This window comes from Chryseobacterium sp. FR048 (genome assembly GCF_056844665.1).
Window position 1 is genome coordinate 1 of record NZ_JBXDSE010000001.1, and the last position, 26082, is coordinate 26082.

Here is a 26082-nt window from a genome sequence, read left to right on the forward strand (position 1 = left end):
TTGATAAAGATCAGAAAACCAAAACTATAACATCTTCGCCTTCTAACCCAAAACTTTCAAAGCTCCGGCATAAGGTTCATAAGCTTCTCAATACAAAACGGGGCATAATGCTCAGAAAACAAAGGTGTCACGATGTAGAACCTGTTTTTGCTCAGATCAAACATAACAAAGGGTTTAAAAGATTTTTTCTCAGAGGACAAAATAAAGTCGAAATAGAAACCGGCTTGATTGCTATTGCGCATAATCTTAGAAAATTGGCTCTGGCAGGATAAAAAATCCTCCCTTTGCTTTATTCTACCATAAAAACTCAAAAATATGACCCCCGAAAAATAAATTCATTGAAAAATATGAGTTACAAAAAAATACGCCCATAAAAAAGGCTGTCCTTTTGAGACAACCTCTTTTTCATCTGTTCATCAATCCAGGGAATATGATGGTGATCTTTCAAAAAATAATCCCACCACTGCAGTGATCTATAGTAGAGATCTTTCCTTTCAGGACTCAGTGCACCAAGTGCATGTCCCTGATTAGGGTAAAACAAAGCGATGACCTCTTTGCGATGTCTTTTCAGTCCAATATAAAATTCCATCACCTGATCCCATGCTATATTTTTATCTTTTTTTCCTGCCCACAGAAGAATGGGTGCATTTACCTGATTAACATTGTGAATCGGGTTATTTTTAAAATACAATGCTTTGTTCTCCATAAAAGGAACCGGCATTTCATATTGTCCATCTTCATACTGCCAGTAAAAAGGACTGTGGAAATTATAATTATAAGAGAAGTAAGACCGTACAATATCACTGTTCCCTGCCCCGGAATGATAGGCTGCAAAACGGTTTGAATGAGTTGCAATAAAGTTAGTTTCATAGGCTCCATGCGAATGCCCGATCAACCCTATTTTAGAAGAATCAATAAAGGTTCTGGATAAAACAGCATCCAATGCTTTATTGACACAATCCAATGCTGAAACCCCTGTTCCTTGATCTCCATATACAATGTCCGGAAGAAAAACAAAATATCCCTTTTCAACTAATAAACGCAGGTCAAACCCTACGTAATTGGAGTATCCAATAGTATAATAATGATTGGAAGAAGAACTCTGAACCTGATAGATCTTTACCACCATGGGATATTTTTTTCTGGGATCAAATTGTGCAGGAAAATAGAGAATCCCTTTTAAAGGCTTTCCTTCGCTGTTGTTGTATCTGATCATTTCCTGTTGATACTGAGCTGCCTGAAAATCATGGGTCACATCTAAGGTTACCGTTTTTTTGGATAAGCCCATATTATCTTTGAAAATAATCTTAGGACTAACATTATAATTTTCCTCTACAAAAACTACTTTCTGTCCGTCTCTTGCAAATAACACCGATGAAATATTATTGGTATTGCTAGGAATAATACCTTTTACATGACCATCCTGATACTTATAGTATGAGGTTATATTTAAGTTCTCATTCCACATCTTTACCAGAAGCGGGCTTCTTTTTTCCATTATAATTTTATAAAAATGGACATTTCCTACATTAGAGCCTGTCTTTATCTTATTAAATATTTCAACCTGATTATCTTTGGTTTCAGGTATTTGCTTCAACAAATAATTATTGCAACTGAATAGATAAAGCCCATGATCACTTTCAAAATAAATCGACTGATCATTATCAGAAAAGGTAGGGTTTCTAAGCATAACTCCTCCTATTACCATTTTCTCATTAGTCAACAGATTATAATAATTCCATTTCTTGTTCATTGTTCTGTAGGCCACAACATTTCCATGGGCTGAGAGATATAAGTCAGCATTCCTGATGGTATCCAATCGGGTGTACTTTTTTGTCAGTCTGTCATAAACACTCATGTCTACATGCTCGTTCAATGTGCGATAATCCTGAACAGCTCCCTCTATAAAGGAAAAGAAATGTCGGCCGTTCCCTGATGACAGCAGTTTTTCCTGCGGTAACGTAGTAATCCTTTCCACCTTTTCCTCATATAAATCAAAGAACCAGGTGAGTTGAACATCACTAAAACCTTTTTCAGTATTCAATAGGTTTCCATCATTACCGTACCAGATCTCTACCATTTTGCTTTTTTGCTGAGGTCTGTTGACATTAATCATCAGGGACAAACCATTGTTCATTTCGGCAAAAGAAATAAAATCGTCTTTCCTTAGATCAGGAATCGATATCGTTTTAACTGTTCCACGTTCTGTGTTGATCATCACTGCACTGCTAATATAGGTAACCGGATTATATTCTTTAGCGGTAAGAAACCTATTTTGATCACTCATCTGCACCTGATCCAAAACATACATTGTACTGTATATTTTGATGGGCTTTGTTCCTGAAATATCATAAATTTCAGAAAGATGACCGTTCATTATTCTTACAAATGTACGGTTCAGCCCATTGGAAAGCGGATATCCAATAACATGAGGGACTTTATATAAAAGGGTTCCCGAAATATCATAAACCGCAGCGGTATCACCTTTCTCCAGTAGACAGAATGTTCCCGTTTCAGCGAGCCCAATGGTTTTCTTAAGTCCTTGGAATTCTATTTTCTGTTGAGTAGATAAATTCCAATATTCCGCAGTTCCTACTCCTGATGATAGAAGCACTTCTTCTTTCAGAAAGGTTCTGGAGACTTTCATATTGATAACAGCACCCATTATTTTTCCTTTTCCAGAGGTGCTATACACCATTACCGTATCACTGCTTCTCCCATATCTTCTCTCGGCAACTGCCCAGTTTCCCTTAGGCGAAAAAGCGAGCAGATACGGCTGATGATATTTGTCCATCAATGCCTCAATACTGTCATTCTTCATACTGGCCCATCCTTGATGAAATTGTAATAACAGCAAGACATATAATAGGTTAATTCTATTTTTCATTAATATCCTGAATTTTGAGGATTGAGTGCAGGATTCAAAAGCAACTCCTGTTGAGGAACCGGCCAAAACTGATGAAATGTTTTCCAGTTAGGTTTCACAGTTAGCAGTTGGTTCAATTTTCCAGCTCTTTTCAAATCAAAAAAACGTTTTCCCATCTCAGCAAAAAATTCTTTTCTATTCTCATCCAAAATAGCATCCAATAAAGCATTTTGTGTGATTGAGGATGGCAGTGCAGAAAGACCCGCACGCGTCCTCACCATATTCACAAGCGGTAATGCCTCCTGAATTTTATTCTGCTTTGCCAGACATTCGCCCAATAAGAGATAGACTTCTTCAAGTCGGAATACAATTGAATATTCCGTTGTATTATTAATTCTCAATTTATATTTATCAGCTTTATACCATGTATTTGACCCTATCACAGTAGAAGATATCCATTTCTGACGCCTCTGATCATTACTCTCAAACGAATTATAAAGGTTGAGACTTAACGCATAGTTAGTAGGTGCGGCATTGCCAAAAAAATAAATATTGGCTTCTGTCGTAGGATTTCCTGATAGTGAAGGTTTCAATTGCCATAAGATGTGCTTTCCTGACTTGAGAAATACCTTAGCAAGATCACTCTCCCAAACATATTGTGAATGTTGAACAATACCTTTTAAAAGCATCTCCGCTTCTGCCCAGCGTCCCTGCTCCATCAGCACTTTGGCAAGAAGTATCTCTACCGTTTTTCTATTGGCAAAAATCCTTTCTGAATTGGTATAATTATCCGTAAGAAGACCTGCGGACTCCTCCAGATCGGATTTTAATCGTTGCAGTACTTCGGCGGAAGCGGTACGGCTGATGTGTTGATTAATCTGATAATTGGTCGTTACCGGATAAGCGATATTTCCGAAAATTTGTTGTAAATGAAAAAACATCAGTGACCGAAGAAAGAGAGACTCCCCTTTTATTCTGTTCCTATCGGACTGGGAAAGTGCTTTTGATAACTCAACACCTTCCAGAATGGCATTGGCATTATAGACCTGCTTATAATTGTTGGACCAGAATGTATAGATAATCGAATTGCTTTCAATCTGCTGGTTCCTGTAAATATCAATGATTCCATTAGGTGTAGCTACCGCATAATTATCCAGATCATCTGTATATGTTCCCAAAACAGGTCCTGCCTGGTCTCCGGAAATTGTTGAGTTATCGCGTATTCCAGAATAAAGCCCTGCTAGAGCAGCATTGGCTGTTTGCACGTCTTCAAAGACCAGTCCTTTATCGATCTGGTTTTCGGGGGTCTCCACTTCAAGGAGCTTCTCACAGGAATACAGACCAACAGCCATTATCCCAAGCATTCCCGACAATTTTATAAGATTATATATTGATTTCATTTTGTAAAGATTTATAGTATAAAAGGTTTAAATCATTGCAGCGCATCATTTTTAAGACCGCTACAAAGTCAGCTGCATTCCAAACGAATATGTTTTTAAAGGAGGCAGGAACCCCATTCCAATAAACTCTGGATCTATTCCAAAATATGAGGTAAGAGTCAAGAGATTCTGTCCCTGAAAATATACCCGTACATTTCTGAATACTCCTTCCTTTAAAGGAATATTATAGCTTAATTGTACATTTTTTAACCTGATATATGATGCATCGGAGACAGCAGCCGTAGAGTTCTGAAAAAGTGAATGCAGTGGATTGCTGAGAGACGTATAAGGCATATACATTCCTGATGGATTCTGCGGTGACCATACATTCAATACTTCTGAAGGTTGATTGTTCATGCTTCCCGGAACGGGCATAATATTCCTGTAATTCCTGTTTTTTTGACTTACAAACTGAAATAAAAATGAAAGATTAAAGTTTTTGTAGGTAAAACTATTGTTCCAGCCTCCAAAATATTTAACCGTAAGGTCTTCTACTACCCTATTGTCCTGTGGTGAAGAAATCTTTCCGTCGCCATTATAATCGGTAAATTGATACGCTCCCGTCTGTGGATTTATTCCTTCCAGCTGATACAGCTTGATAATCGATGTAGAATATCCTATCATAAACTGGTTCGCATAGGTAGAACCCTCAAGTCCAGGAAATGAGATCAGCCTGTTTTTAGGAAATGTTACATTCACTCCTGTCTCCCACTTCAGCTTGCCCACTAAAGGTCTTACATTCAGCTCCAATTCCCAGCCACGATTTTCAACTTCAGCATTCAGATTGGACAGCACAGTGGTAAATCCCGTTACTGCGGGGAGTTGATATCCAATCAACTGGTTGGTTGAACGGTTTCTATACCAAGCTGTTGTAAAATTAATTCTGTTCTTTAGAAATCCCATTTCAATCGCTGCTTCCAGCTTTGTTGTTTTCTCCCAACTGTAGTCAGGATTATACAACCTCGATGGCAAAAGACCATTGACCGTATTATAAGGATTGCTGGATGAAACCGTATAGGTATCGATATACTGATAATCTCCAATATTATCACTTCCCGCTGTACCGAGACTTCCTCTAAGTTTTCCAAAGCTCAGCCACTCTGCTTTTTCAAGGAATTTTTCATCTCCAAACAGCCATGCTGCACCCAGCGCACCGAAATTGGCAAATTTCTTATTGGTTCCAAAGCGGCTGCTCCCGTCCCTTCTTCCCGTGATATTCAGGATATATCTGTTTTTAAATTGATAGTTGAGTCTTCCAAATGCAGCCGCATATTTATATTCTGTCCTGATCTGATCTTCAATGATTTTTGTTTTAGCTGCTCCCAAATTTTCAATAAAAAGATTGCTCTCAAAACCGACTCCAATAATGGATCCCTGCTCATTAACTTCCTTCTGAAAAGTCCCGCCTATAAGGACATCAAGTTTATGGTTTCCTCTCTCCAATGTCCAGTTGGCCTGAGGTTCTATAATAAATGAAAAACGATCCTGACTGTTCTTGGAAGCTCTCGAAGTAGCACTCGACTGACCACTTGCAAATGCAGGATTATACATAGTATTCGGCTGAAGTGAAAGTTCGTCAAAAGTCTGATAGTTGAGTCCCCCGTTTATTTTAATCGTAAAATCCTTAAAAAGGCTGTACTGCATATTGATGCTGTTGAGAAACTGCTTATTCTCATTGCTGTATGTCGCATTATAGGCTGCCACTGGGTTTGTAAAAGTATTATTCTCCCAGTTGATGCTTCCGTCTGAGTTGTACAATGCCGGAGCATTAGGTGATAGGTTAAAAGCCTGTCTTGTTAAGTCTGATCGCAATATATTGTTTTTCTGTATGGAAAAACTATTGGACATATTGAACTGAAATTTTTGGTCTTTTGAACGATGTGAAAGCTGGCTTGACAGATTGCTGTTTTTATACCGGAAGTTTTTATCAAAAACCGTGGTCTGTTCATTATGCCCCATACTTAAAAGAAAGGTCGTGGTTTCACTTCCTCCGTTCAGTGAGAGCTGGGTATTGGATGTTGTAGCAAGGTTATCCAAAAGTAGATCCTTCCAGTCTGTGTAACGACCCTGATCCCAAACTCCATTTACATCATATGCCGTTGCAGGATAATTGCTAATATTATTGTTGGCAAAGGCCTGCTTTCTCATGGATAGATATTGTTGAGTATCCATCATTTTGAGATTTGAGATAATACTGCTTATTCCGTAAGAAGTATTAAAGTTTAATCCTACCTTTCCGGCTCTTCCCTTCTTGGTTGTGATCAGCACCACTCCGTTCGCTCCCCTGGAACCATAAATGGCTGTGGCATCAGCATCTTTAAGAATCTCCAATTTCTCAATATCACTAGGATTAATGCTGTTGAGAGGATTGATACTTCTTGATGGAAGAACGGAGGTGGAATAAAGAGAGGTCATTTCAGATCCGAATGGAATTCCATCGATCACATACAAGGGCTGATTCCCATCAAACTCCGAATTATTTCTTGTGCGCAGACTGTTTCTTCCTCTTATCTGTATATCATAGCCACCTCCGGGAATTCCGGAGCTCTGCGTAATACTTACCCCCGCCATTCTTCCCTGTGCTGCAGACAGGACATTGGTTACGGGCTGATTCTCGATATCTTTAGCTGAGACTTTGGCGATGCTTCCTGTTCTTTCCTTATCTTTAACTTTGTAGTAGCCTGCATTGACGATCACCTCTTCAATACTTTTGACCTTTTGATCTAACGAAATATCGAGATGGGTTCTTCCCTGAGCTTCTACTCTTTTCTCTGTATATTCAGGATGTCTGAAAATTAAAACAATAGGCTGTCCACCTGTTACCTCAAGTCTGTAATCTCCCTTCTCATTGGTAACTGCGGTCTGATCGCTTCCTGAATTTGATACACTTACCCCAGAAAGAGGTTTTTCTCCGGCACTTACTGTACCTGTTATTGTTTTGGTCTGAGCCTTTATACTTCCGCAGATAACGGTTAAGATAAAGGCAAAGCCAATGCTTCCTATGTTGGAATAGGATTTTTTCATAGTTTTGTATGGGTTTTTAATTAAACTCCTTAACAATCATGGCTCCTTACCAGTGTTTTAGTCGACTTCGTGGTAAGGGGCTTTTTTATGTAAGGATTACTTCTATTTCATTGTTTTTTAATTTATTATTACTACTGGATTCAGGTATTTGAAAACAAAACTTTCGTAGTGCCCATAAAAGAATGCAGAGGATAATCCTGAGCACCATTATTAGGCACCGGAAAGCATTTAATATGAATGAATTTGTGTCCCGTGAAAGCTTTAAAAGCCGCAATAGGTTGTACATTCCTATTGTATCGTGTCTTTATACTCTTTTATGTTAAAAGCGGCTTAGAGGGTAGAGAAGCTGGACGGCATAGAAAAAAAACGGCATGGGACTCTACATTATCCAATTCGGGGTACTGGTATACCTTGTATACAGATAAGAGAGCCCACGCCTAGGTCGTGAGCTTCCTGCTTATCGTCTCGTATACTAAAATTACCAGTTTTCGAATTGAGATTCTAAGCAATAGCTTCTATTATTCTTTGAAGTATCGCAAAATTACATATTCTGTAACTTATTTTACAAATATAATAATTTTATTTACAGCATGGTAATATATTACCATGAATTTTTAAATCAAAAATCCAAAATTGCTCATAAATACATTATTTATGGACAGCAAAGAAGTCTTAAGATTATTTATGCTTGAATTTTCTGAAAATTTGAAAAAGATACGAGCTGCAAAATATAACTCAATGGACGAGGTTGCAAAGAATTCAAATTTCGATTCAAGCAATTATAATAAATTTGAAAATGGTAAAGGCAATCCAACTATAGAGACAATGTTAAAGATGTCATCAGCTTTTGGTATTACTCCCAAAGAACTTTTTGACTTTGATTTTGATATTAAGAAATATAAGATTGAAGAATAGAAAAATAATTTTGATTATACTTTAAATAATATAAGAAACAAAAGCTTAGTTAAAGTTGATAGTCTAATTTTTGTATTTAATATTATATTGAGTAGTAAGATTATATTTTAATTTTAAAATATCAATCAAGTTTTTGTATTTTTGAAAATAAATTTAATCAGCTATAGCATAAAAAAATGAATGCCAAAGACCAAGACACTAATATTGACGAAATAGAAAGATTAGAAGAGGAGCAATTATTTGAAGATAATTTAAACGAATTACCACCAAGTGACATAGTTGCTTTCAACGAATTACGTTCTTGTGCTGATTTATTAAGGATGTATGACAGTGAACAATTAGATATCCAACCTGATTTTCAAAGAGATGTAGTTTGGTCAAAGCCAGATCAAACCAGATTTATTGATAGTCTGATAAAGCAACTTCCTATCCCCAGCATGTGTATTAGTTTAGATTATAAAACTGATAAGCGACAAATAATTGATGGCCTTCAAAGGATGACAAGTATAATTAATTTCCTGTCAAATGATGAATGGAAATTATCACAATTAGAAGATATTAATGAAGATCTATCTGGTAAAACTGTTCACACTATAAAAACAAAATATAAAGAATTATATGCTAGAGTTCAAAACGTCGTAATTCCAATTACTGTTATTAGATGTGATTATTCAAAAGAATCCCACTCCGAATATTTGTTTACAATTTTTCATAGGCTAAATTCGGGAGGAATGAGATTAAATAATCAAGAAATTAGAAATTGTATTTTTAACGGTAATTTCAACAGTTTACTAAAAGAGTTGGCTTCTTCTGAACTGACTTCAATAACAATTGGAAAAAAAACAAGGTTTGCCAATGAGGAACTACTATTGAGATTTTTTGCTTTTAATGAAATTTTAAGTTCTTATTCGGGAAAATTATCAACCTTTCTTAATTCCTACATGCGTTCAAAGAGGGATTTAAATGATCAAGAGATATTAGATAAGCAATTATTAGCAAACAGAACATTAAATATTATTTATGAGAAAATATTTAATTCTCAACCTATCAAAGGGATTGGAAAAACTGTTTTAGAAGGCTTAATGTATGGCATTTCACAAAATATCGATTATCTAGAAAAGAAATCTGAAAAAGAAGTTCAATCATTATATCAACAGTTCTTGCATCTTAAAGAGTATAGCATTGTTAGTCTTAAAGAGGGATTAGCACAAAAAGACAAATTGATTTCAAGGTTAAACGCATCTAAGCAAATTTTCGCAAAGTAGTGCTAGCTAAAGCTCCAATAAAAAACTTAATAACTGAACTTAAAACTTTATATGATTCTACTACGGATAGCAATCATAAAATTTATTATTCCAAACTTGCATTAATTGAATTATGTGGATGGATAGAATTATGTATAGATGAAATACTTGAAAAGTATATCGATGCTAAACTCTTAAAAATTTCTAATATAAATTTAGCAAAAAATATATTTGTTAAAAATACTTACGGCTTTGAATACGATACAAATTTAAGACAATTATTAATTAAATTAGTTGGTATCGTTGGTGTTGAAGAAATTGAAGATGTTCTCGAATATGATGGAGGAATATATACATTACTGAAAGCACAATTAAATAATTTAGTAGCCTTAAGAAATAAAGCAGCTCATACAACTATTGCAGGCGTTACACATTCATATCAATCACCTCATGCTATATTAACAAATTTAAATAATATTTATATTTATCTGGCAAAATTGGAAACTGTCCTTTTCATGTTATGATATCATTAAATAAAAAATCTTTTTGAAATAGAATTTTAAATTAATTCCTTCACATTATTAGTTACCTCATATTCAACTCTGTAATATGTTAAAATAATCCTGTAGATTTTTTTGTCACAATTTTAATTTAATTCATTTTAATACGTCAAATTTTGTCGCATTAAAACTTACTTTTGCAATTAAATTTTAATATTAATAAATATTAGTAAAACATCATTTTTTTTCATACTTTTGCGTAATGATGTATAAGGTTGTATAACATATGGAAAAACTATTAAGTATTAAGCAGGCTTCAGATATTTTAAAGGTCAGTACTGAAACCCTTAGAAGATGGGATAATAATGGAAAGTTTAAATCATTAAGGCATCCAATTAATAATTATCGAGTTTACTCCGAATCAGCTATTGAAAAATTAGCAAAAGAGATAAATAATAAACACTTAGACATTGACAATAATAATATACCGTCAATATTTTTCCAAACTGAATTAGGAAAACTTTATAACTACGATGCTATTGAACTTTTAAAAAAAATGGATTCAAATTCTGTAGATTTAATTTTTGCAGATCCACCGTACAATATTAAAAAAGCTGAATGGGATACATTTGCGAGCCAAAAAGACTATGTTAAATGGAGCATGGAATGGATAACAGAAGCTAATCGAGTTTTAAAAAATACCGGTTCGTTATACATCTGTGGGTTTTCCGAGATATTAGCTGACATTAAATGGGCAGCCTCACCACTATTTAAAGGTTGCAAATGGCTTGTATGGTTCTATAGAAATAAAGCAAATTTAGGCAATGATTGGGGACGATCTCATGAAAGTATTTTACATTTTCGAAAATCTAAAGATTTCACTTTTAATATAGATACAATAAGGATACCTTACAATGAACACACATTAAAATACCCTAAAAGAAAACAAGCTGAATCCTCACAATATAGCAATGGAAAAAAAAGAGAAGTAGACTGGGAACCTAATCCATTAGGCGCAAAACCAAAAGATGTACTTGAAATACCTACAATTTCAAACGGTTCTTGGGAAAGATATGAGCACCTTACTCAAAAGCCTATTGAATTACTTCGAAAAGTAATATTATCTTCATCTAATGAAGGGGATTTAATACTAGATCCTTTTGGCGGATCAGGAACGACTTTTGCTGTTGCTGAAGCATATAATAGAAAATGGATAGGAACAGAGCTTGAAACGAATTATTGCGAGGTAATCAAATCCCGTGTATGTGATAGAAATCATATACAGAGAATAGCAACACAGAAAGACGAAAATGAATCTGTAAATAGACGTAAAAAGCTACGAGGATAGTAGCTTTTTATAATCTTCAACAATCAAGTCAGAAAATCTTTTCATATAATTAGAAAAAGGCTGTTTCAAGGCATTAGGAGGGGGATCCAAATAGTAAATACCTTCTAATCCTGTTAAAAATTTAGAATATACCATAAATAATCCTGAAACCAAGGTAAAGCTAATGTTATTACTAGATTTCCTTTGTACATCATTTAAAAAAATTCCTATAACTTTTTGAGGGTGCCCAACAAATTTTTCTAAAAGAATTTTATCAATAAATATTTTACCAAGTCTATCTTTAGATGTAGTTTTAACAGATACTACAATTTCTTTTTCATCTAGTGAATTTATAGTTGATTGTACTTTATCATGTGGTGACAGAATCAGATCATTTTCACATTTGTATATTTTCGAACCCTCATCTGTTTCATAAGGAATTTGTAATACCACTTTTTTATTAACAATTTCTAATTCTGTAAACACAGCTTTTATGAGCTCTTCAAATCTATTTCCAACATGTTTACGTGCGCTATTTTCACTTACTAATAAATCAAAACCAGCTCCAATTGACTGCTGTATAGTATATAAGACTGCATCAATAGAATCTTTTTCACTATCAGCGATGTGATCATTATTTTTAATTTTACCAAAAATTTCTTTTAAATTATTAAAGTTATTCAGGAAATCTTCAGGCTTACTTATAAATAAGTTATTATTAATTGGTCTAATAAACTTCTTACCTCCTCTAATTTCAGATGTATAAATTGTATAATTATTTTTGATTTCTTTATTACTTATTACATTAGGAAGATATTGCAAAACGCGCAAAGTAATATCTGCAAACTGTTCTAAATTTTGTTTTTGTGTTTGTAAGTCTTTATCTAAAGGCAGCATTATTATAATTTAATCAAATATAGGCATTTATTATAATTCATAAAATTCATAATAAAGCTAAAGCAACAAATCTAAATCGCAAAGCGACTATAACATTCTATAATCTAATAAAAAAGCTTTGAAACAAGAGTTTCAAAGCTTTTCCTTTTTTTAAAATGCGATCCGGACGGGACTTGTACTTTTTCAGAAAAAGCCCTATCCATAAGCTTTATGCTGTTCTCTTATTTTATAGGTCACCGAATAGGTCACTTTTCTAAATTAAGATTGAGAGCGTCTGTTTTTAACTGGTGCAAAGATATAGATATTTTTATTTTTCACAAATAAATTAAGTATTTTTCTTTTCAAACTACTGTAAATACCAGACTATCAAATATAAAATTTCCAGTAAAATACTGAACTATTCTCTAAATGGTTCAAAGTTAATTTTTTGCGCAAACTCAAAAATATTATCAATTCTATACTTTCCCACTACATATTTAAAATCGTTATTTAAGTAGAAAATACCATTATTTGATTCCCCAAATAAAGCAAAAATCCTATTAAAATTTTCGATGGCAAAAAAAGTACTTTCTTGACTTTTTAAATAGTCAAAATCTATTTGGTAAATCATGTCATCAACCAAGTGCACAGGAATGAATCCATTTCTACTCATTTCATCCAATATTCGAAAAAATTCATGAATAGCATCTCTATAGTAATCAACTAAATAATAAAATATCAATAGACCAAGCTCAACATAAACACAATAAGAATGTTCTTGCTCTACACATAAATTCATTGACCTGTAAGGTTCAACAATAAAAGGAAGGCTTTCACTATACTCGGGTTTATATAAATCCATTAAGGTTAAATGCTCAAATCTTCTTAAAATTTCCAGGTTTTCACTCTGAACAATGGAATAATCTTTTTGATAGCTCTTATAAAAGCCATCTTTATAATATCCCGGAGTTTCAACAAAACTGTTGGTTAACTGCTGGTATAGTATTAAATACTTATTAAAATCTGTCAAATTCATAAATTATCTAAAAATGGTTATTCTCTTAAATTATTAAATAAATTTCAACTACCATTGAATTTCATACAACTCATTAGCATCATCTAATTCAAGATCTTCAATATTGCAATTAAACCTCTTTGCATCTGCCTCTAAAAAATTAAGGAGATCATTATATTCCTCCGAAAAAATAGTGCATCCCTTCATTAAATCACCCAATTTTCTAAATGAAGACTTTCCTCCCTTCATCCTAAAAAAAGCAGCATTTATGTTTCTCATATACAAATATAGATATTCATTTCCAGCATATATTCCACCTTCAAGAAATGGTAAAAGTTTCTTCGCTCCAATCGTATCATAATCATTCATTGAACGCTCTATCCAATATTCTAGGTGCAAAAACATTGCAACATCCATTTTTGTCATATCAACCATATTCATGTTATATCTAAGCGCAGATATACAAAACAAAATATGAGGCCAAGAAATCTGAAAACCCAAATATGGAATTTCTTCAAAAGTAAAATGGCTATGTGATCTCTTCAATCTACTCCCGTAAGAAGCTTTTCTCATTTCAAAAGAAAAACTGCTTATCAACTTATTTTTATCCTCATATCCTTTAACACTTGAAAAAGATTCATTATCCCATAATTTCGATAAAATATCATAAAAGCACTCTAAGTCATCCCGGGTTCCCCATATTTCAACCCCTAAACCTTTCTTAGTTGGTACACAATAAATCATATATAACAGATATTAGTTAACATCAAATCTACTGAAAAAAATAAATCTAAGAGAGAATTCTAAATCTATTCTGGGCAATCAATCCTTGCGACATCATATCATTTATTCTGGTTTCAAAATAATCTTTCTACAAAAATTGCAGAGTAGTATATTTAAACCTAAATACTACTAAAATTGAACTTAATTTTATAAATTGGATTACTTTATCATATCCATAAAATCTTTACAACCCAGCAAAGCAAGCTTCAATATGGATTCCCAATAATTTGCCCCTTTAGCTCTTTGCTCTGCATAAATTTGTTTTTTTACAATTTCAATTGACTTATTGGCTAAGGGAAATTCTTCAAAAGCTCTTAGATCTGAAAGAAAACTCGAAATTACAGCATCTGAACTTTCCCCAAACCGTTCACAAAGTTCTAAGCCTTCATAATGATTTTCAATACGCTTAAATAAACCAGCGTCTATTCCCGCTTTATTTTCTAAATAAAACTCAGCTTCAATTGTTTTGATATTAGTAATTGTAACAAATAAATACTGTTCAACTGGAAGAATATCTTTATATAGGTTTAGAAATAATACCTTTCCTTTGTCTCTCCATTTATTGTTCTTTTTTGAATTACATTCAGAGCAACAACAAAGAAGATTCTTAGGATGAACTGAAAATTCAGCAAACTCTCCTTTGGGAACAAAATGGTCAAAAGTATTTACTTTATTTAATGTGCAATATTGACAAACAACCATTCTTCCACTTCTAGTAGTTGTTAGCTCTGTACGAAGATCAATAAAAGTCTTCGCAGAATATTTGTACAAATCTTTCAAATGAGTACAAACATCATCCGCAAAATCTTTTTTTACTAAAACTGCTAAAGAATTCTTATCGAAATTATCATCGTATGATTTATAAAGGATTTCAATTTCATCCGATATTCCAGCTAAAACACCTTTAGTTATTTTATCTCTTTTTCGAGCAAAAACTTTTTTATAAAAATCAAAAGCATTCCCTGTAAAGTGTTTATAATTATTCATTCTTTCTCTCAATAATATGTTTTAAATAGATACGAGTATTAAGACTTAAAGGTATTTCATCAAACTCCAGAATATTTATGATTTCATCAAAAGTATTTCCTTCATCAACAAGCTTTGACAAAATCTTCTTATACTGCTTAGGTACTCCCCGATCTCCAAATACTTCTTCTGTTAAAACACCTAAATTTTCACCAAAACTTTCTATTCCAATTCGCCTAATTACCGGAATATTACTTTCGCGTTCTAATATGTAAACATTCTTTGAAAACAATTCCCTGATTACTATGGGAGAGTGAGTTGCTATAATACAGAAAGATTCAAATTCATTCACAAGATCATACAGAGTGTTCATCAATTCTACTACTGCATTGGGATGCAAATGCGTTTCAGGTTCGTCATACAAAATAAGTGAATCAAATCTAATATTAGCAACTACTTGTGTTATAATATAGAGCAAAATACTTTGTCCGGAACTAAGTTTGTTTTTAACCTTATTGAATTCATCAACACTCACCGCAGGAGTATTTTCATCATATACATAATCATCGTCAATAAATTGATTAATAATATCACTATCAATAAAATTCAACAAAATTCGTTTCCATTTCTTAATACGATCCTGATCCTGAATTCGCTTCCAATTATGATGAAAACTTACAACAAGTCCCTTATTTGATCGTATATCACCTTCTGCATCTTTTAACCCACAATAAACATAGTTGAGATTAACATTTTTTTGTGGCAAGGTAAAATTATCAAAAACACTGTAAGAAATAGCAATCACTTTACTAAATGAAGGAAGTTTATTATTAAATTCTTCATTTTTTTTGCTGGATAAACTGTGGGGTAAACTATTTAACAATTGAGTTTTACCTGTTCCATTTTTTCCTATTACTGCAAAAATTCTATCAGCAATTGGTTCTTGAGTATTAAATCTAAAACTCACACTTATTTTCTGTGTACTATATGTGGGTTTAAAATTATAAGCAAATGAATAAAAATTATCCATATTTGCACCATTGAGTAAAGGACGAACTTCTCTTAGATAGCGTTCCGAATTATCAAAGCGGATCAAAGACTTATTAAAATTATATGTATTTTCGAATTTTTCCTGAATATCTGAAAAGTAAGCAACATCCTGAAGTGCAAAAAGTAAAGATATGGTATTGTCAATTTTAAATACCCTTAAAAAATCCTCATAGAAATTATCGGAATAACCAAGTGAACAGAAATCATTACTCAACCTTAAGAATTTATCCGGTAATATTTCCCATGTAGTCAACTTATCTATATGAATAATCCTAAGATTACCCATATCTATTTTTTTCTTCCCATAATCATAATAATAAACCAAATTAAACACTGAGACAACACTATAATCATTCCAACGCTTATTCGGATCTAATATAAAATACTCTTGCTCTTTTGCCTTAATAACTGAATTTTTATATACATAAAATGGTATATCATTCACTTTCACATTTTGAGGTAGATCTTGTACATTTTCAACCTCATCAACAACCTGTATTGGAAATTCAAGCTCATCATAATCCAGTATTACTAACCTAAAACCTTCTTTCATCAGTTCATAGTCTAATGAACTACTAAAAGCCTGAAGACTATCAAGATCATTAAAATTTTTAGGATCGAGTACTGATTCTATAAACAATTTAATACTGCTATATCCAAGAGAATATACTTTTAATACCTCTTCAAATAAATAACCTGTTTCATAATCATTATTTCGGACATAATGCTGTATCAAATCTTCTTTAACCTCCTCAAATGTTTTTTCTAATAGGGAATCTGAAATATCACTCCATACACTTTCTATAACATCAATTGCTTTATCAATATCTTCGTTTGCCAATAATTCCCAACGCGGAATTAATAAGCTAAAAATTCTACGAACTGTTGTTTTTGCTAGGTTATTATTAGTCATAAATAAAGTATTATTATTTTGAATAAAGAATAATATACATTGATTTACTAAAGTAGCATAAAATCAGTCTAATCCCCAAATTACATTGCTATAAATTCAATAAGTAATGAACATTAAAGATAATGTTCCTCCAAAGAAATTCATTTAAATCTTTTTTTGTAATATAGCTTTAGTAAATCACAATAAATTGAAATCAAAAAATATTTTAAGCTTTTGGAGAAATGTTGAAATTTTTGATCTTCCGGATTTTAAAAAAGAAGCAGTGCTTCTTAAAAATGATGATACCCTGCCATGGCTAAATGAAAGAAAATTAACATCGAAAGAAAACTATATCTGGCAATATACTTTGATTTTTGGCAGAATCGAAAAGAAAAATGTAATAGATTATATTGATAAATTATTAGGAACTGAAAATAAAAGACAAGATTGGGAAGAACCTGTACGAGGTTTCACCTGTTTATCTGCACTGGTTCTTGATGAAGATGGAAGACCTGATCAGCGAAGTTATATACCCGCAAGTTTTTCCTTTGGAATTCAGGCATTAGAACAAAATGAAAATTTATCTTCCATCTCCACAAAGCTTACAAAAGCTCAAGAAGATTTTGAATTGCGGTATAATATTCTGCCACAAGCAATAGAAGATGAATCTTTAAGAAAAGGAGAAATTATAACTCCTATTCACTTAAAAGCTGAAATGAATTATCTAACAAACATAACAGCAAATTGGGACTGCCAACCTTCGCTTGACATCTTTCTATATGCCAAAGAGGTTCATAAAAATTCTAAATCTGATCCTATTTTTTTAAATAGTTTTTTTTTAGGTGATCTGAATTATTTATCTGACTTAGCTACTAGTAGGTATAGTAAAACTTTGAAAGAGTATCTTAATTTACAAGTTGACGAAGAAAATCGAAAAGATATTATTGCGGAAAAGCAATATCTTTTTGATACGATTAATCCCAAAGTTATGACTGCCGGGCGATGGCCATCATCTATAAACCATGGGCTTTATACTGCTCAATTAGGAGCTGTAAATACAATATTTTCCGAAATCGGTAACAGTTCAGGTATTCAGGGTATCAACGGGCCTCCTGGTACAGGCAAAACTACACTCTTACTAGATGTAATTGCAGAAATTATTGTGAAGCGAGCTCAAGTATTATCGGAAATTGGTTACAGTCGTATATTTGAAAAAGGTTATGATAAAATAGAAAAGGAAAATGGCTTCACGCTTTATAGCTACAATATCAACAACAAACTACTGAATGATTTTGGGATTATTGTTGCAAGCAATAATAATTCTGCTGTTGAAAATATAACAAAAGAACTTCCTGCTAAGAAAAAAATTGATGCAAAGACTTTTTCTGAAGCAGATTATTTCTCTGAATGTTCGGGAAATCTTATTAATGAAGAAAGTTGGGGAATTTTAGCTGCTTCTTTAGGTAATGCAGAAAATCGAACTAATTTCAGAAATGCTTTTTGGGAAAATGATAAAAAAAACAACATAATAGGTTTTAATAAGTTTTTGTCTGCAATTTATCAAGATCAAAAAAATGATCAAACATCCCATTATCAAGATCTATTTAATAGTACACGTGACAAATTACAGAGATTGTTAAAAAAATTTGAGGTATTTAAAGAAGTAGCAGGCTCTTTTCATTCTTTATTGCCTTCATTTAAAAATGATAAGGAAAGAATAAATATGCTAAAAAGCAAGGCAGCAGAAATTGAATCCTTATTAATAGATTTACATAAGGCTCAAACCAACTTATCAGCTCAAGAAAAAGAGAGCAGAGAATCTATGGGGCATATCCAAACTGCTATAAATTTTTTGACAATGAATAAGCCCTCATTTTTCATTTTTCAAAAAATATTCAATTCTAAACCCTATAGACAATGGAAATTACAAGCAGACAATTATCTTAATGATTATAATATACAGCTTTCCAAAAATAACACTTTAAAACTTGATTTATCAAAAATAAATGATCAGATTGCTTTTGAAGCAAAGCAGAAAGATAACATCACTAATGAAATTGCTATCCTTCAACAGTCTATTGACTTATATCTTCATAAAAAAAAGCAACTACAAAAGGAATACGAAATTGATTCAAAGCAAATTTATGATGAAGACTTTGAAAAATTATCTTTAGATGAAATTCACATAAGAATGCCTTATTACTCAACTATAATAGCAAAGCTAAGAAGTGATATATTCTTATTGAGCCTTAGTTTACATAAATATGCAATTCTTTCCAACGCAAAGAAGTTCAGAGGCAATCTTAATACTTTCTTTGAAATGATTGGTGGTCAAGCTACTATTGAACCATACATATCAGAAAATTTATGGAGCACATTTTTTCTCTGTATCCCAGTGGTATCTACTACATTAGCTTCAGCAAGCCGTCTTTTCCCTAATTTGTATCCTAATCAGTTGGGATGGCTTCTTATTGATGAAGCAGGACAAGCTACCCCACAATCTATTGTAGGAAGCATATACCGCTCCAAAAGAAGTATTATTATAGGAGATCCGCTACAGGTAGAACCTGTTGTTACAATTCCGGCTGGACTTGTCTTCAAATTAAGACAACAGGAACAAGTAGATACTATATGGTCTCCTACCCAAACTTCAGCCCAGCAGTTAGTCGATAGAATCTCAACTCGTGGAACTTATATGCAAAATGGATTTTCTGATGATTTAATATGGACTGGATTTCCATTGAGGACACACAGAAGATGTAATGATCCTATGTTTACTATTGCCAATAAGATAGCTTATGGAGAACAGATGGTAAAAGATACCATTGATGAACCTTTGGAATTTGATATTGGTATATCCCAATGGTTCGATATTGTTGATGAAAAGCCTCCAATTAATAAACACGCATTAAAAGGGGAAATTGAAGAACTTAAAACAAAAATAATTCAACTTCAAAATAAAGGGTATAATGGTAATATTTATGTTATTTCTCCCTTTAAATCTGTTGCAGATCAATGTGCTCGGGAATTTTATCGCAACCAAAATATCTCCTGTGGAACCATTCATAAATTCCAAGGAAAGGAAGCTGACATTGTATTTTTAGTATTAGGAAGTGATCCCAAATCTTCAGGAGCAAGAAATTGGGCTTCATCAAAACCTAATATGTTGAATGTTGCACTAACAAGAGCTAAAAAAAGAATCTATGTCATTGGAAATAAAAATTTATGGAGACAATGTTCTTATTTTAATGTAATGGCAGCCACAATTTAACCCTAAAATAAAAATTCTACATAAAGACATTTTGTAAAAAACAACTTCTTTATGTAGAATTCTATAAAAATTTCCAGCTATCTTTTTCTGATTACCGCCGTTACAGTTTCCAAACTCATATTTTCTTCTTGATCTGATACTATATTTACTTTATTTTTGAACTCCATATTCTCAATAGATTCTACTGAATTTTTATATAAAATCCTATTTTCATCAGCTCTCTCCTTTATCAAATCTACATTTTTGTTCTTTTTTAAACTTTCTTCTTTTTCTTTTTGATATTGCTCAACTAACTTATCTCTTATCTCAGGAAGTTCTTCCAGTTTTTCATCCAACTCTGCAATTTTATCTTCGGTAGTTTTTGTCTGATTCTCAATTTCTGTAACATTCACCCCCTTTTCTGCTAAATACCCGATTGTTTTTTGAACTTCTAATTTTGTAAGATCAATTGTTTTCTGATAAGAGGAAAGCTGATTTTTCCAATATTCAGCATTTTCTCCTTCTTCTTTAGAGTATCCCAATATTCTGTTGTAATTGTGCTGTGCCTTGGTCACATTTTCCTGGACTTTGATAAAATCCTCATATTTTCTTAATACAAAGGCCCTATCAGCATTGAACCTATCTTTTTCATTTTCAATTCGCTTTTTCATAAGCTCAATTTCAATATTGGCTCTTGTTTCGGGATTGGTAATAATGGCAGTTTTTAATTCCTGAGTACTAATATCCGATATATCTAAAACATCTGCTCCTTTCTTCATAGCTTCTAGATATCTGGCTTGTTTCGATTGCAGCTTTTGAAGCATGAAAACATCAATACTATCATTGGTTAGCATAAAATTGATTCTTATATTCTCATTTTTGTTTCCCTGTCTCCATGCACGCCCTTCCACCTGTCGCAAGGCTGTAAAATTATAGGGAAGAGAAAGTATATACACATCGGTTGTATTTTCCTGAAGGTTCATCCCCTCCTGAATGGCTTCACTACCGATGATTACTTTTATTTTCCCGGAATTAAAATCATCCTGAATCTTTAGCCTGTTTGGTTTACTTGTCGCTCCGGTAATGATTCCAATTTCTTCAGGCTTATAGCCTACTTCCTGTACCAGATATTCTTTCAGCTTTGGAAATTCTGCAACAGCCAATTCTGAATAAATAATTTGTCCTGAATCCGGTATGTCTTTCTTATTCTGGCGAATCAGGTCCATTGTCTGCTTCAGCTTAGGAGAATTCTCTATAAACTCCTTTATAGTAGGAGTTTCTCCATCATAATAAATCGAGAGATACGGAGAAATAGCAATCAATCGGGCATTGAGAATATGAGTAAGGATTGCTCCTTTCTCTGTTTCGCTAAAACTCTCGTTGAGCAAATCATACTGCTCTTTTGTCAGATCATTTTGCTCGGTTTTATATTCTTTATTGATTTTGTTAGGCCGCTTCAGCTCAGGATTATCTTCTTCTCCTTTAATATCAATGAATTCAGAAAGCAATTGTTGAAAAAGAGAATTATTTTTAAACCTTCGTACATTAGCTTTGAATTTCACATCTCCTCGGGCATCGATCTCCATATCATTATCCGCTTCCATAAAGGTTTCAAAGAAATTATTGACATTGAAATAACCAGACTCTTCGAGACGTTTATTAGCAATAAGGGATAAAATTGAATAATATTCCAGGGGTTTATTGGTGAAAGGGGTAGCCGAAAGCAGCGTTATGTTTCTACCATTATTTTTATCCTGAATGTACTGCGCAGACATCCATGTATTGATTCCCAGTTTAGATGTCTGCTGGTTCTGGCTCCGGAAATCCGAAGCAAATCTACGGTCTTCAACTCTAACCTTTCCTACAATATGATTGGCATTGTGTACTTCATCATAAGTAAGGTGATCAAAGCCAAAATCTTCCCAATCATAGATTTTGCCACGCTTCATCCTACCTTCCACCTCTTTTTCTTTCTCTAATTCCTTCTGAAAATCCCTTTCGCTGATGGCATTCACACTTTTCAACTCACTTTCTGATATGTAAGAAAATTTGGAAGCCAATTCCTGAGTAATATTCTCGGAAAAACCAATATTATTAAAGCCTTCATAGGTAACTATGGTAATTTCCCCGTCCTTATTATCAAACTTTGAGAGGTCGTAATCTTTACCAAGATTCCCCAGTACATTCACTTTAGCATTAGGAATTGTTTCAAAGATCGTTTCTACCCATTGTTTAAGAATACTCTCGTTGGGGACAACAATCAATGGTCTGTTTGCATTTCCACGTTCTACCGCCTCGTGCATGGAAAGTATTCCTGATAGGGTTTTTCCAAAACCAACCTCGTGGGCTAATAATCCAACGCCTTTTGTGGTTTGTCTTCCGATTCCTGCTTTCTGAACTTCAGTTAATTTTAGCTCACGTCCTCTAAAATTCTTATGGATTTTAGAAAATAACGGAAATTTGGAATAGTCCGGAACATGGATATTATTATAGTTTCTGTTAAAGTCTTTTACAAAACGCTGCCTTAATTCATCTGATAATTCTTCTCTCAAAAATTTATAAAACAAATCATTGGCAGCAGCTTTTCTCCTTTCACGAACTAAAGCATTTCTTTCTTTATCACTTCCTGTAACGGTCTCATTGTCCACAAAGCTTCGGACTTCCCAAGCTGAAGAACCTGCAAAAGCCTCACTGGATAACGTTCCGGCAAAATCTTTAAACTTTTCAGCTAGGTTATAGGATACCATTGCCGGTTCTGTTTGTCTTGTATTAGAATTCCACTGATCTTTTTCTACATAACCCAAATCAAATTGATGTATAAACTCATGATTCGGACTGATAAAAATTTGATCTAATGATTTAGTCTCGGGCAAAACACTTTCTAATAATGCCTTTTGTTTCTCATACTGTCCGGCAATGCCGGAGCCGATAACTTCTTTATCTATTTCTAACTGCTGGAGCTTAGCATAAATATTCCCCTCGGCATAATAAAAGTCGTGTACCCATTTTCCTCCAATATAGTTGGCAAATTGTGAATGCTTTACATGATTATGTAGAGTCCCGTCATAAGAAGTATCCCGAAATGCCTCAATCTGTTCCTTAGAAAGCTCAGAGCTGTTTTGGAGCGAAGTATTTACAATATCATCAGATTTTAGGAATTGGTATTTTAGAACTCCTTTTTTAAGCTCTACCTGGGTCTGAATTCTGTACTCTGTATTTTTTCCACTATAAGACTGAATAATCTTATCCGTTCTCTGAAGAATATCATCAATTCGATTTTGATCGAACTTCTGAGGTTCACTGGTAATTTGGGATTGAAGTTCATTGTATTTATCAATCTCCTTTGTAATAGCAGGAGATTTAAATTTTACAGCATTAAGAGCCAAAAGAACTTGTTCAACTTTTTCATGGATTTCAGTAAGATTTACTTCATCTGGCTCAGTATCTGTAATACTTTCCGATTTATCCTCCGAATCCTTATTTTTTAAGATGATCTTAGGTTCTTCAGCTTCCAGAAATAAATCTTCAAAAAGATTCCCGATTCTTTCAACTTCCTTTTTGCCCCTTTGCCGTTCTATTTTTAATAAAGCATCCTCTAAATTTCCATGAACATAGTTTTCTTTTCGCCCAAAACGATTGGTTTTTTCACGGGTTTCGCCTAGAATTTTTTCAGGATTAATTTCAAAATAATCGGAAATATCTCTGGAAATTTTCTGCGAATCCTTTTTTAGAATAATAATATCCGTACCAATACCAGTTCCGGCAAAAACTCCACTAGGTAAACGAAAGCCTTCTATTAATTGAGCATTTTTTAACTGGCTTTGCCTGTTTAGCCAACCAGACGGGAGTACCATTGCCAAAATGCCATTGGGTTTTAAAGAATCTAAAGAGCGTTTAACGAAATAATCTTCATATTTTGAGATCTTCGGTTCTTCTCCCAAACCTTTGTAAAGTCCCCGATGTTCCCCGTAGGGTGGATTCCCAATAACCAAATCATATTTTTCAGAGAATTCCTTTTTATTACCCTTTTCATCAATAAATTCGGTTTCAAAGCAGCGGAGATGAATATCAGCTTCAGGATGAAAAACTTTTGCAATTTTCGCTGTGGTCTCGTTAATTTCAAAGGCTGTAACATTTGTCTTTACTCCCAGCTCTTTTGCAGCATAGAGAAAGTTTCCTGTTCCTACACTAGGCTCTAATACCGAAATTTCCTGTCGGTTTTTAAATTGGTCCTTGATTAAATTACGAATGGCATCTACAATCTTTGAATCGGTGTAGTATTCATCTAATATCCCCCTACCCTCTTTTGCTGTACCGCCACTTTTGAACTGTCCACAGAAATCTTTCAGATCATTTGTAAGATTAAGATTTTCTTTTAGAATGATTTTGCTGTCCCTTGAAACAAAACAAGTTGCAGAAACAATTTCTGCAACTTGCTCATTATTAACTTTCTGCCCTTTATATTTTGAAATAAGAATCTCTACATCCTCATTATTTTTATGGGATGTATTTAATTCTGATCCTGTTCTGTCGGATAAAGTTCTCCCGGATATGATTCCGCCCACGGAATGTTTTCTTCCCTCATCTTCTTCATCATGTTTTGATTGTGTTCCAGAAGCGGATCTTTCTCTTGCTGCGTTTCCCAAATCGCTCCACCCTGTGCCTGCAAGTCCATTTCCAGCATGGTTGCTGCCCATAGTTTGTCTTCCCTGGTTATTTCCGTTTTGCTCGGGTTGGCTGTTTGCGATAGATTTTCCAGAACTTCGTTCAGAAGAGTCGGTTCCCACGTACTGAGTGTCGGAAATTCCGTTTGATTTAATATTAATGTATCCATCTTGTGGTTTTTCTTGTTCGACTAAAATAGTATTTTTATTTTGAAGACCTAGTTTGTTTTTTAAATATTCACTTAAATTTTGATTACCGTTTTCTGAGATTCCATATAATGGACGAATATCCTTTATATTCTTCCCATTCATATCCGTAAGAATTTTAAGGGTCATCATATTTCCCGCCCTGCCTCCATCCAGACAAAGAAATATTTTACCTGTATAATTCTGATACCTGCCAATAAATTTTTTGGTATTTTCTCCGGAATGAAGCGCAACAAGAGTTCTATTATTATTCTGATTATTTAATTTCAGAAGTTCCAAAAAAGAATGTTTATCATTTATACTTTTAAAAACAATAAGTTCTTCCTTATTTCCCTCTATTACGGAAATATCATCATCTTTATATGCTAAGCTATTTTCACTCACTTTTTCGGCTTTTTACAAAATGGTTAAATTCAAACAGTTCTTTAGCATCACTATCCCAGTTCTTTCTGGGTAATAATTGAAGGGTCACAAATATGTCGTCCTTCTTATTATAGGAATCGATACGCTCTAATCTCCCGTTATAATCCTTTTCTGCATGTTTATACAGTGAATACGGTAAGATTGTGTCTGTTGGATAGATATAAAATCTTGTATAAGTCCAGGGAGAATTAATCTCAAAGCGCCTGTACTTCTTCTGAAATAAGATCGTATCGGATAGATTTCTTCTGTTTCTATAATTAGGAATCCACTCTTTTGAAAACACAGCCCCCTGTTTCTTTTCCCAAACCAGAAAAGGCTGCCTCTTCTTAGAAAGGTCAGAAAAGATGAGATTACTCTCCATCAGGTCAAAAGGATAGTAGAGTGAATCCCTGATATAATACATTTGCTTACTTATCTCAGGAAATGAAAGGTCAGGAACCACTTCTATAAGCTCATTTTTAGAGTAATTTAGTTTTGATACATGAAAACTCTGCATCTTACCCAATCCTTTGGACGCATCAAAATAGACGTTCGATATAATATCAATTCCCCCTTTATCGGATTTAATTTCTTTATGACAGGAACTGGTGATGAAAAGGAAAAGCAGGTATAGAAATATTAAATTTATTTTCATATTAATG

General features: G+C 33.4%; 16 protein-coding genes. 6 read left to right on the forward strand and 10 right to left on the reverse strand.

The window, feature by feature from the left end:
* Positions 1–272 (forward strand): transposase (locus AC106K_RS00005; protein ID WP_482442769.1); only part of this gene is annotated, 272 nt, incomplete at its 5' end.
* Positions 273–352: 80 nt separating this feature from the next.
* Here AC106K_RS00005 and AC106K_RS00010 read toward each other — a convergent pair.
* The 3 genes from AC106K_RS00010 to AC106K_RS00020 are packed head-to-tail and all read right to left on the reverse strand — an operon-like array spanning position 353 to position 7329.
* Positions 353–2887 carry an alpha/beta hydrolase family protein gene (locus AC106K_RS00010; protein WP_482442771.1) on the reverse strand — a complete coding sequence of 845 codons (2535 nt, stop codon included), beginning with the start codon at positions 2885–2887 and terminating at the stop codon, positions 353–355.
* Positions 2887–4266: a RagB/SusD family nutrient uptake outer membrane protein gene (locus tag AC106K_RS00015; RefSeq protein ID WP_482442772.1), complete on the reverse strand. Its 1380-nt coding sequence runs from the start codon at positions 4264–4266 to the stop codon at positions 2887–2889. Before AC106K_RS00015 ends, AC106K_RS00010 begins: the two co-directional genes overlap by 1 nt.
* Before the next feature lie 60 nt (positions 4267–4326).
* Entirely contained in the window at positions 4327–7329 is a 3003-nt protein-coding gene (locus tag AC106K_RS00020) for a SusC/RagA family TonB-linked outer membrane protein (protein WP_482442774.1), read from the reverse strand.
* Between the two features lie 654 nt (positions 7330–7983).
* Here AC106K_RS00020 and AC106K_RS00025 point away from each other — a divergent pair.
* From AC106K_RS00025 to AC106K_RS00040, 4 genes are all read left to right on the forward strand, one after another.
* Positions 7984–8244, forward strand: a complete 261-nt coding sequence (locus AC106K_RS00025; protein ID WP_482442775.1) for a helix-turn-helix domain-containing protein — start codon at positions 7984–7986, stop codon at positions 8242–8244.
* A 176-nt stretch (positions 8245–8420) separates the two neighbouring features.
* Positions 8421–9509, forward strand: a complete 1089-nt coding sequence (locus AC106K_RS00030; RefSeq protein ID WP_482442776.1) for a DUF262 domain-containing protein — start codon at positions 8421–8423, stop codon at positions 9507–9509.
* Complete coding sequence (locus AC106K_RS00035; protein WP_482442778.1) at positions 9509–10012, forward strand: HEPN domain-containing protein; 504 nt, start codon at positions 9509–9511, stop codon at positions 10010–10012. The genes AC106K_RS00030 and AC106K_RS00035 overlap by 1 nt, the downstream gene beginning before the upstream one ends.
* A 262-nt stretch (positions 10013–10274) precedes the next feature.
* Positions 10275–11336 carry a DNA methyltransferase gene (locus AC106K_RS00040; RefSeq protein WP_482442780.1) on the forward strand — a complete coding sequence of 354 codons (1062 nt, stop codon included), beginning with the start codon at positions 10275–10277 and terminating at the stop codon, positions 11334–11336.
* Here AC106K_RS00040 and AC106K_RS00045 read toward each other — a convergent pair.
* The 5 genes from AC106K_RS00045 to AC106K_RS00065 all read right to left on the reverse strand — a co-directional run bounded on the left by AC106K_RS00045 (position 11325) and on the right by AC106K_RS00065 (position 16918).
* A complete protein-coding gene (locus tag AC106K_RS00045) occupies positions 11325–12212 on the reverse strand; it encodes a hypothetical protein (RefSeq protein WP_482442782.1) in 888 nt (295 codons plus the stop codon). The two genes, AC106K_RS00040 and AC106K_RS00045, sit on opposite strands and share 12 nt — an antisense overlap.
* Before the next feature lie 397 nt (positions 12213–12609).
* On the reverse strand, positions 12610–13227 hold the full coding sequence (locus tag AC106K_RS00050; RefSeq protein ID WP_104916116.1) for a hypothetical protein: 618 nt from the start codon (positions 13225–13227) through the stop codon (positions 12610–12612).
* 48 nt (positions 13228–13275) lie between these two features.
* The gene (locus tag AC106K_RS00055) at positions 13276–13950 is read right to left on the reverse strand and encodes a DUF6904 family protein (protein ID WP_104916117.1); all 675 of its coding nucleotides are present in this window, start codon (positions 13948–13950) and stop codon (positions 13276–13278) included.
* 198 nt (positions 13951–14148) lie between these two features.
* Positions 14149–14976: an HNH endonuclease gene (locus AC106K_RS00060; RefSeq protein ID WP_104916118.1), complete on the reverse strand. Its 828-nt coding sequence runs from the start codon at positions 14974–14976 to the stop codon at positions 14149–14151.
* Positions 14969–16918 (reverse strand): AAA family ATPase, encoded by a 1950-nt coding sequence (locus AC106K_RS00065; protein WP_104916119.1) that lies wholly within the window; start codon positions 16916–16918, stop codon positions 14969–14971. Before AC106K_RS00065 ends, AC106K_RS00060 begins: the two co-directional genes overlap by 8 nt.
* A gap of 187 nt (positions 16919–17105) precedes the next feature.
* On the opposite strand from AC106K_RS00065, the gene AC106K_RS00070 reads away from it, so the two are divergent.
* On the forward strand, positions 17106–20168 hold the full coding sequence (locus AC106K_RS00070; RefSeq protein WP_104916120.1) for a DEAD/DEAH box helicase: 3063 nt from the start codon (positions 17106–17108) through the stop codon (positions 20166–20168).
* Between the two features lie 77 nt (positions 20169–20245).
* On the opposite strand, the gene AC106K_RS00075 is transcribed toward AC106K_RS00070, so the two are convergent.
* Together AC106K_RS00075 and AC106K_RS00080 are read right to left on the reverse strand one after the other, a co-directional pair.
* Complete coding sequence (locus AC106K_RS00075) at positions 20246–25402, reverse strand: Eco57I restriction-modification methylase domain-containing protein (RefSeq protein WP_104916121.1); 5157 nt, start codon at positions 25400–25402, stop codon at positions 20246–20248.
* Positions 25395–26075: a hypothetical protein gene (locus AC106K_RS00080; RefSeq protein ID WP_104916122.1), complete on the reverse strand. Its 681-nt coding sequence runs from the start codon at positions 26073–26075 to the stop codon at positions 25395–25397. Before AC106K_RS00080 ends, AC106K_RS00075 begins: the two co-directional genes overlap by 8 nt.
* Positions 26076–26082 lie beyond the last annotated feature (7 nt).

What these genes read in the sequence shown, in the direction of transcription:
- AC106K_RS00010 (WP_482442771.1), bottom strand. Translation starts at nt 2,887, where the DNA reads ATGAAAAATAGAATTAACCTATTATATGTCTTGCTGTTATTACAATTT.
- AC106K_RS00045 (WP_482442782.1), bottom strand. Translation starts at nt 12,212, where the DNA reads ATGCTGCCTTTAGATAAAGACTTACAAACACAAAAACAAAATTTAGAA.
- AC106K_RS00015 (WP_482442772.1), bottom strand. Translation starts at nt 4,266, where the DNA reads ATGAAATCAATATATAATCTTATAAAATTGTCGGGAATGCTTGGGATA.
- AC106K_RS00030 (WP_482442776.1), top strand. Translation starts at nt 8,421, where the DNA reads ATGAATGCCAAAGACCAAGACACTAATATTGACGAAATAGAAAGATTA.
- AC106K_RS00020 (WP_482442774.1), bottom strand. Translation starts at nt 7,329, where the DNA reads ATGAAAAAATCCTATTCCAACATAGGAAGCATTGGCTTTGCCTTTATC.
- AC106K_RS00060 (WP_104916118.1), bottom strand. Translation starts at nt 14,976, where the DNA reads ATGAATAATTATAAACACTTTACAGGGAATGCTTTTGATTTTTATAAA.
- AC106K_RS00055 (WP_104916117.1), bottom strand. Translation starts at nt 13,950, where the DNA reads ATGATTTATTGTGTACCAACTAAGAAAGGTTTAGGGGTTGAAATATGG.
- AC106K_RS00050 (WP_104916116.1), bottom strand. Translation starts at nt 13,227, where the DNA reads ATGAATTTGACAGATTTTAATAAGTATTTAATACTATACCAGCAGTTA.
- AC106K_RS00025 (WP_482442775.1), top strand. Translation starts at nt 7,984, where the DNA reads ATGGACAGCAAAGAAGTCTTAAGATTATTTATGCTTGAATTTTCTGAA.
- AC106K_RS00040 (WP_482442780.1), top strand. Translation starts at nt 10,275, where the DNA reads ATGGAAAAACTATTAAGTATTAAGCAGGCTTCAGATATTTTAAAGGTC.
- AC106K_RS00080 (WP_104916122.1), bottom strand. Translation starts at nt 26,075, where the DNA reads ATGAAAATAAATTTAATATTTCTATACCTGCTTTTCCTTTTCATCACC.
- AC106K_RS00065 (WP_104916119.1), bottom strand. Translation starts at nt 16,918, where the DNA reads ATGACTAATAATAACCTAGCAAAAACAACAGTTCGTAGAATTTTTAGC.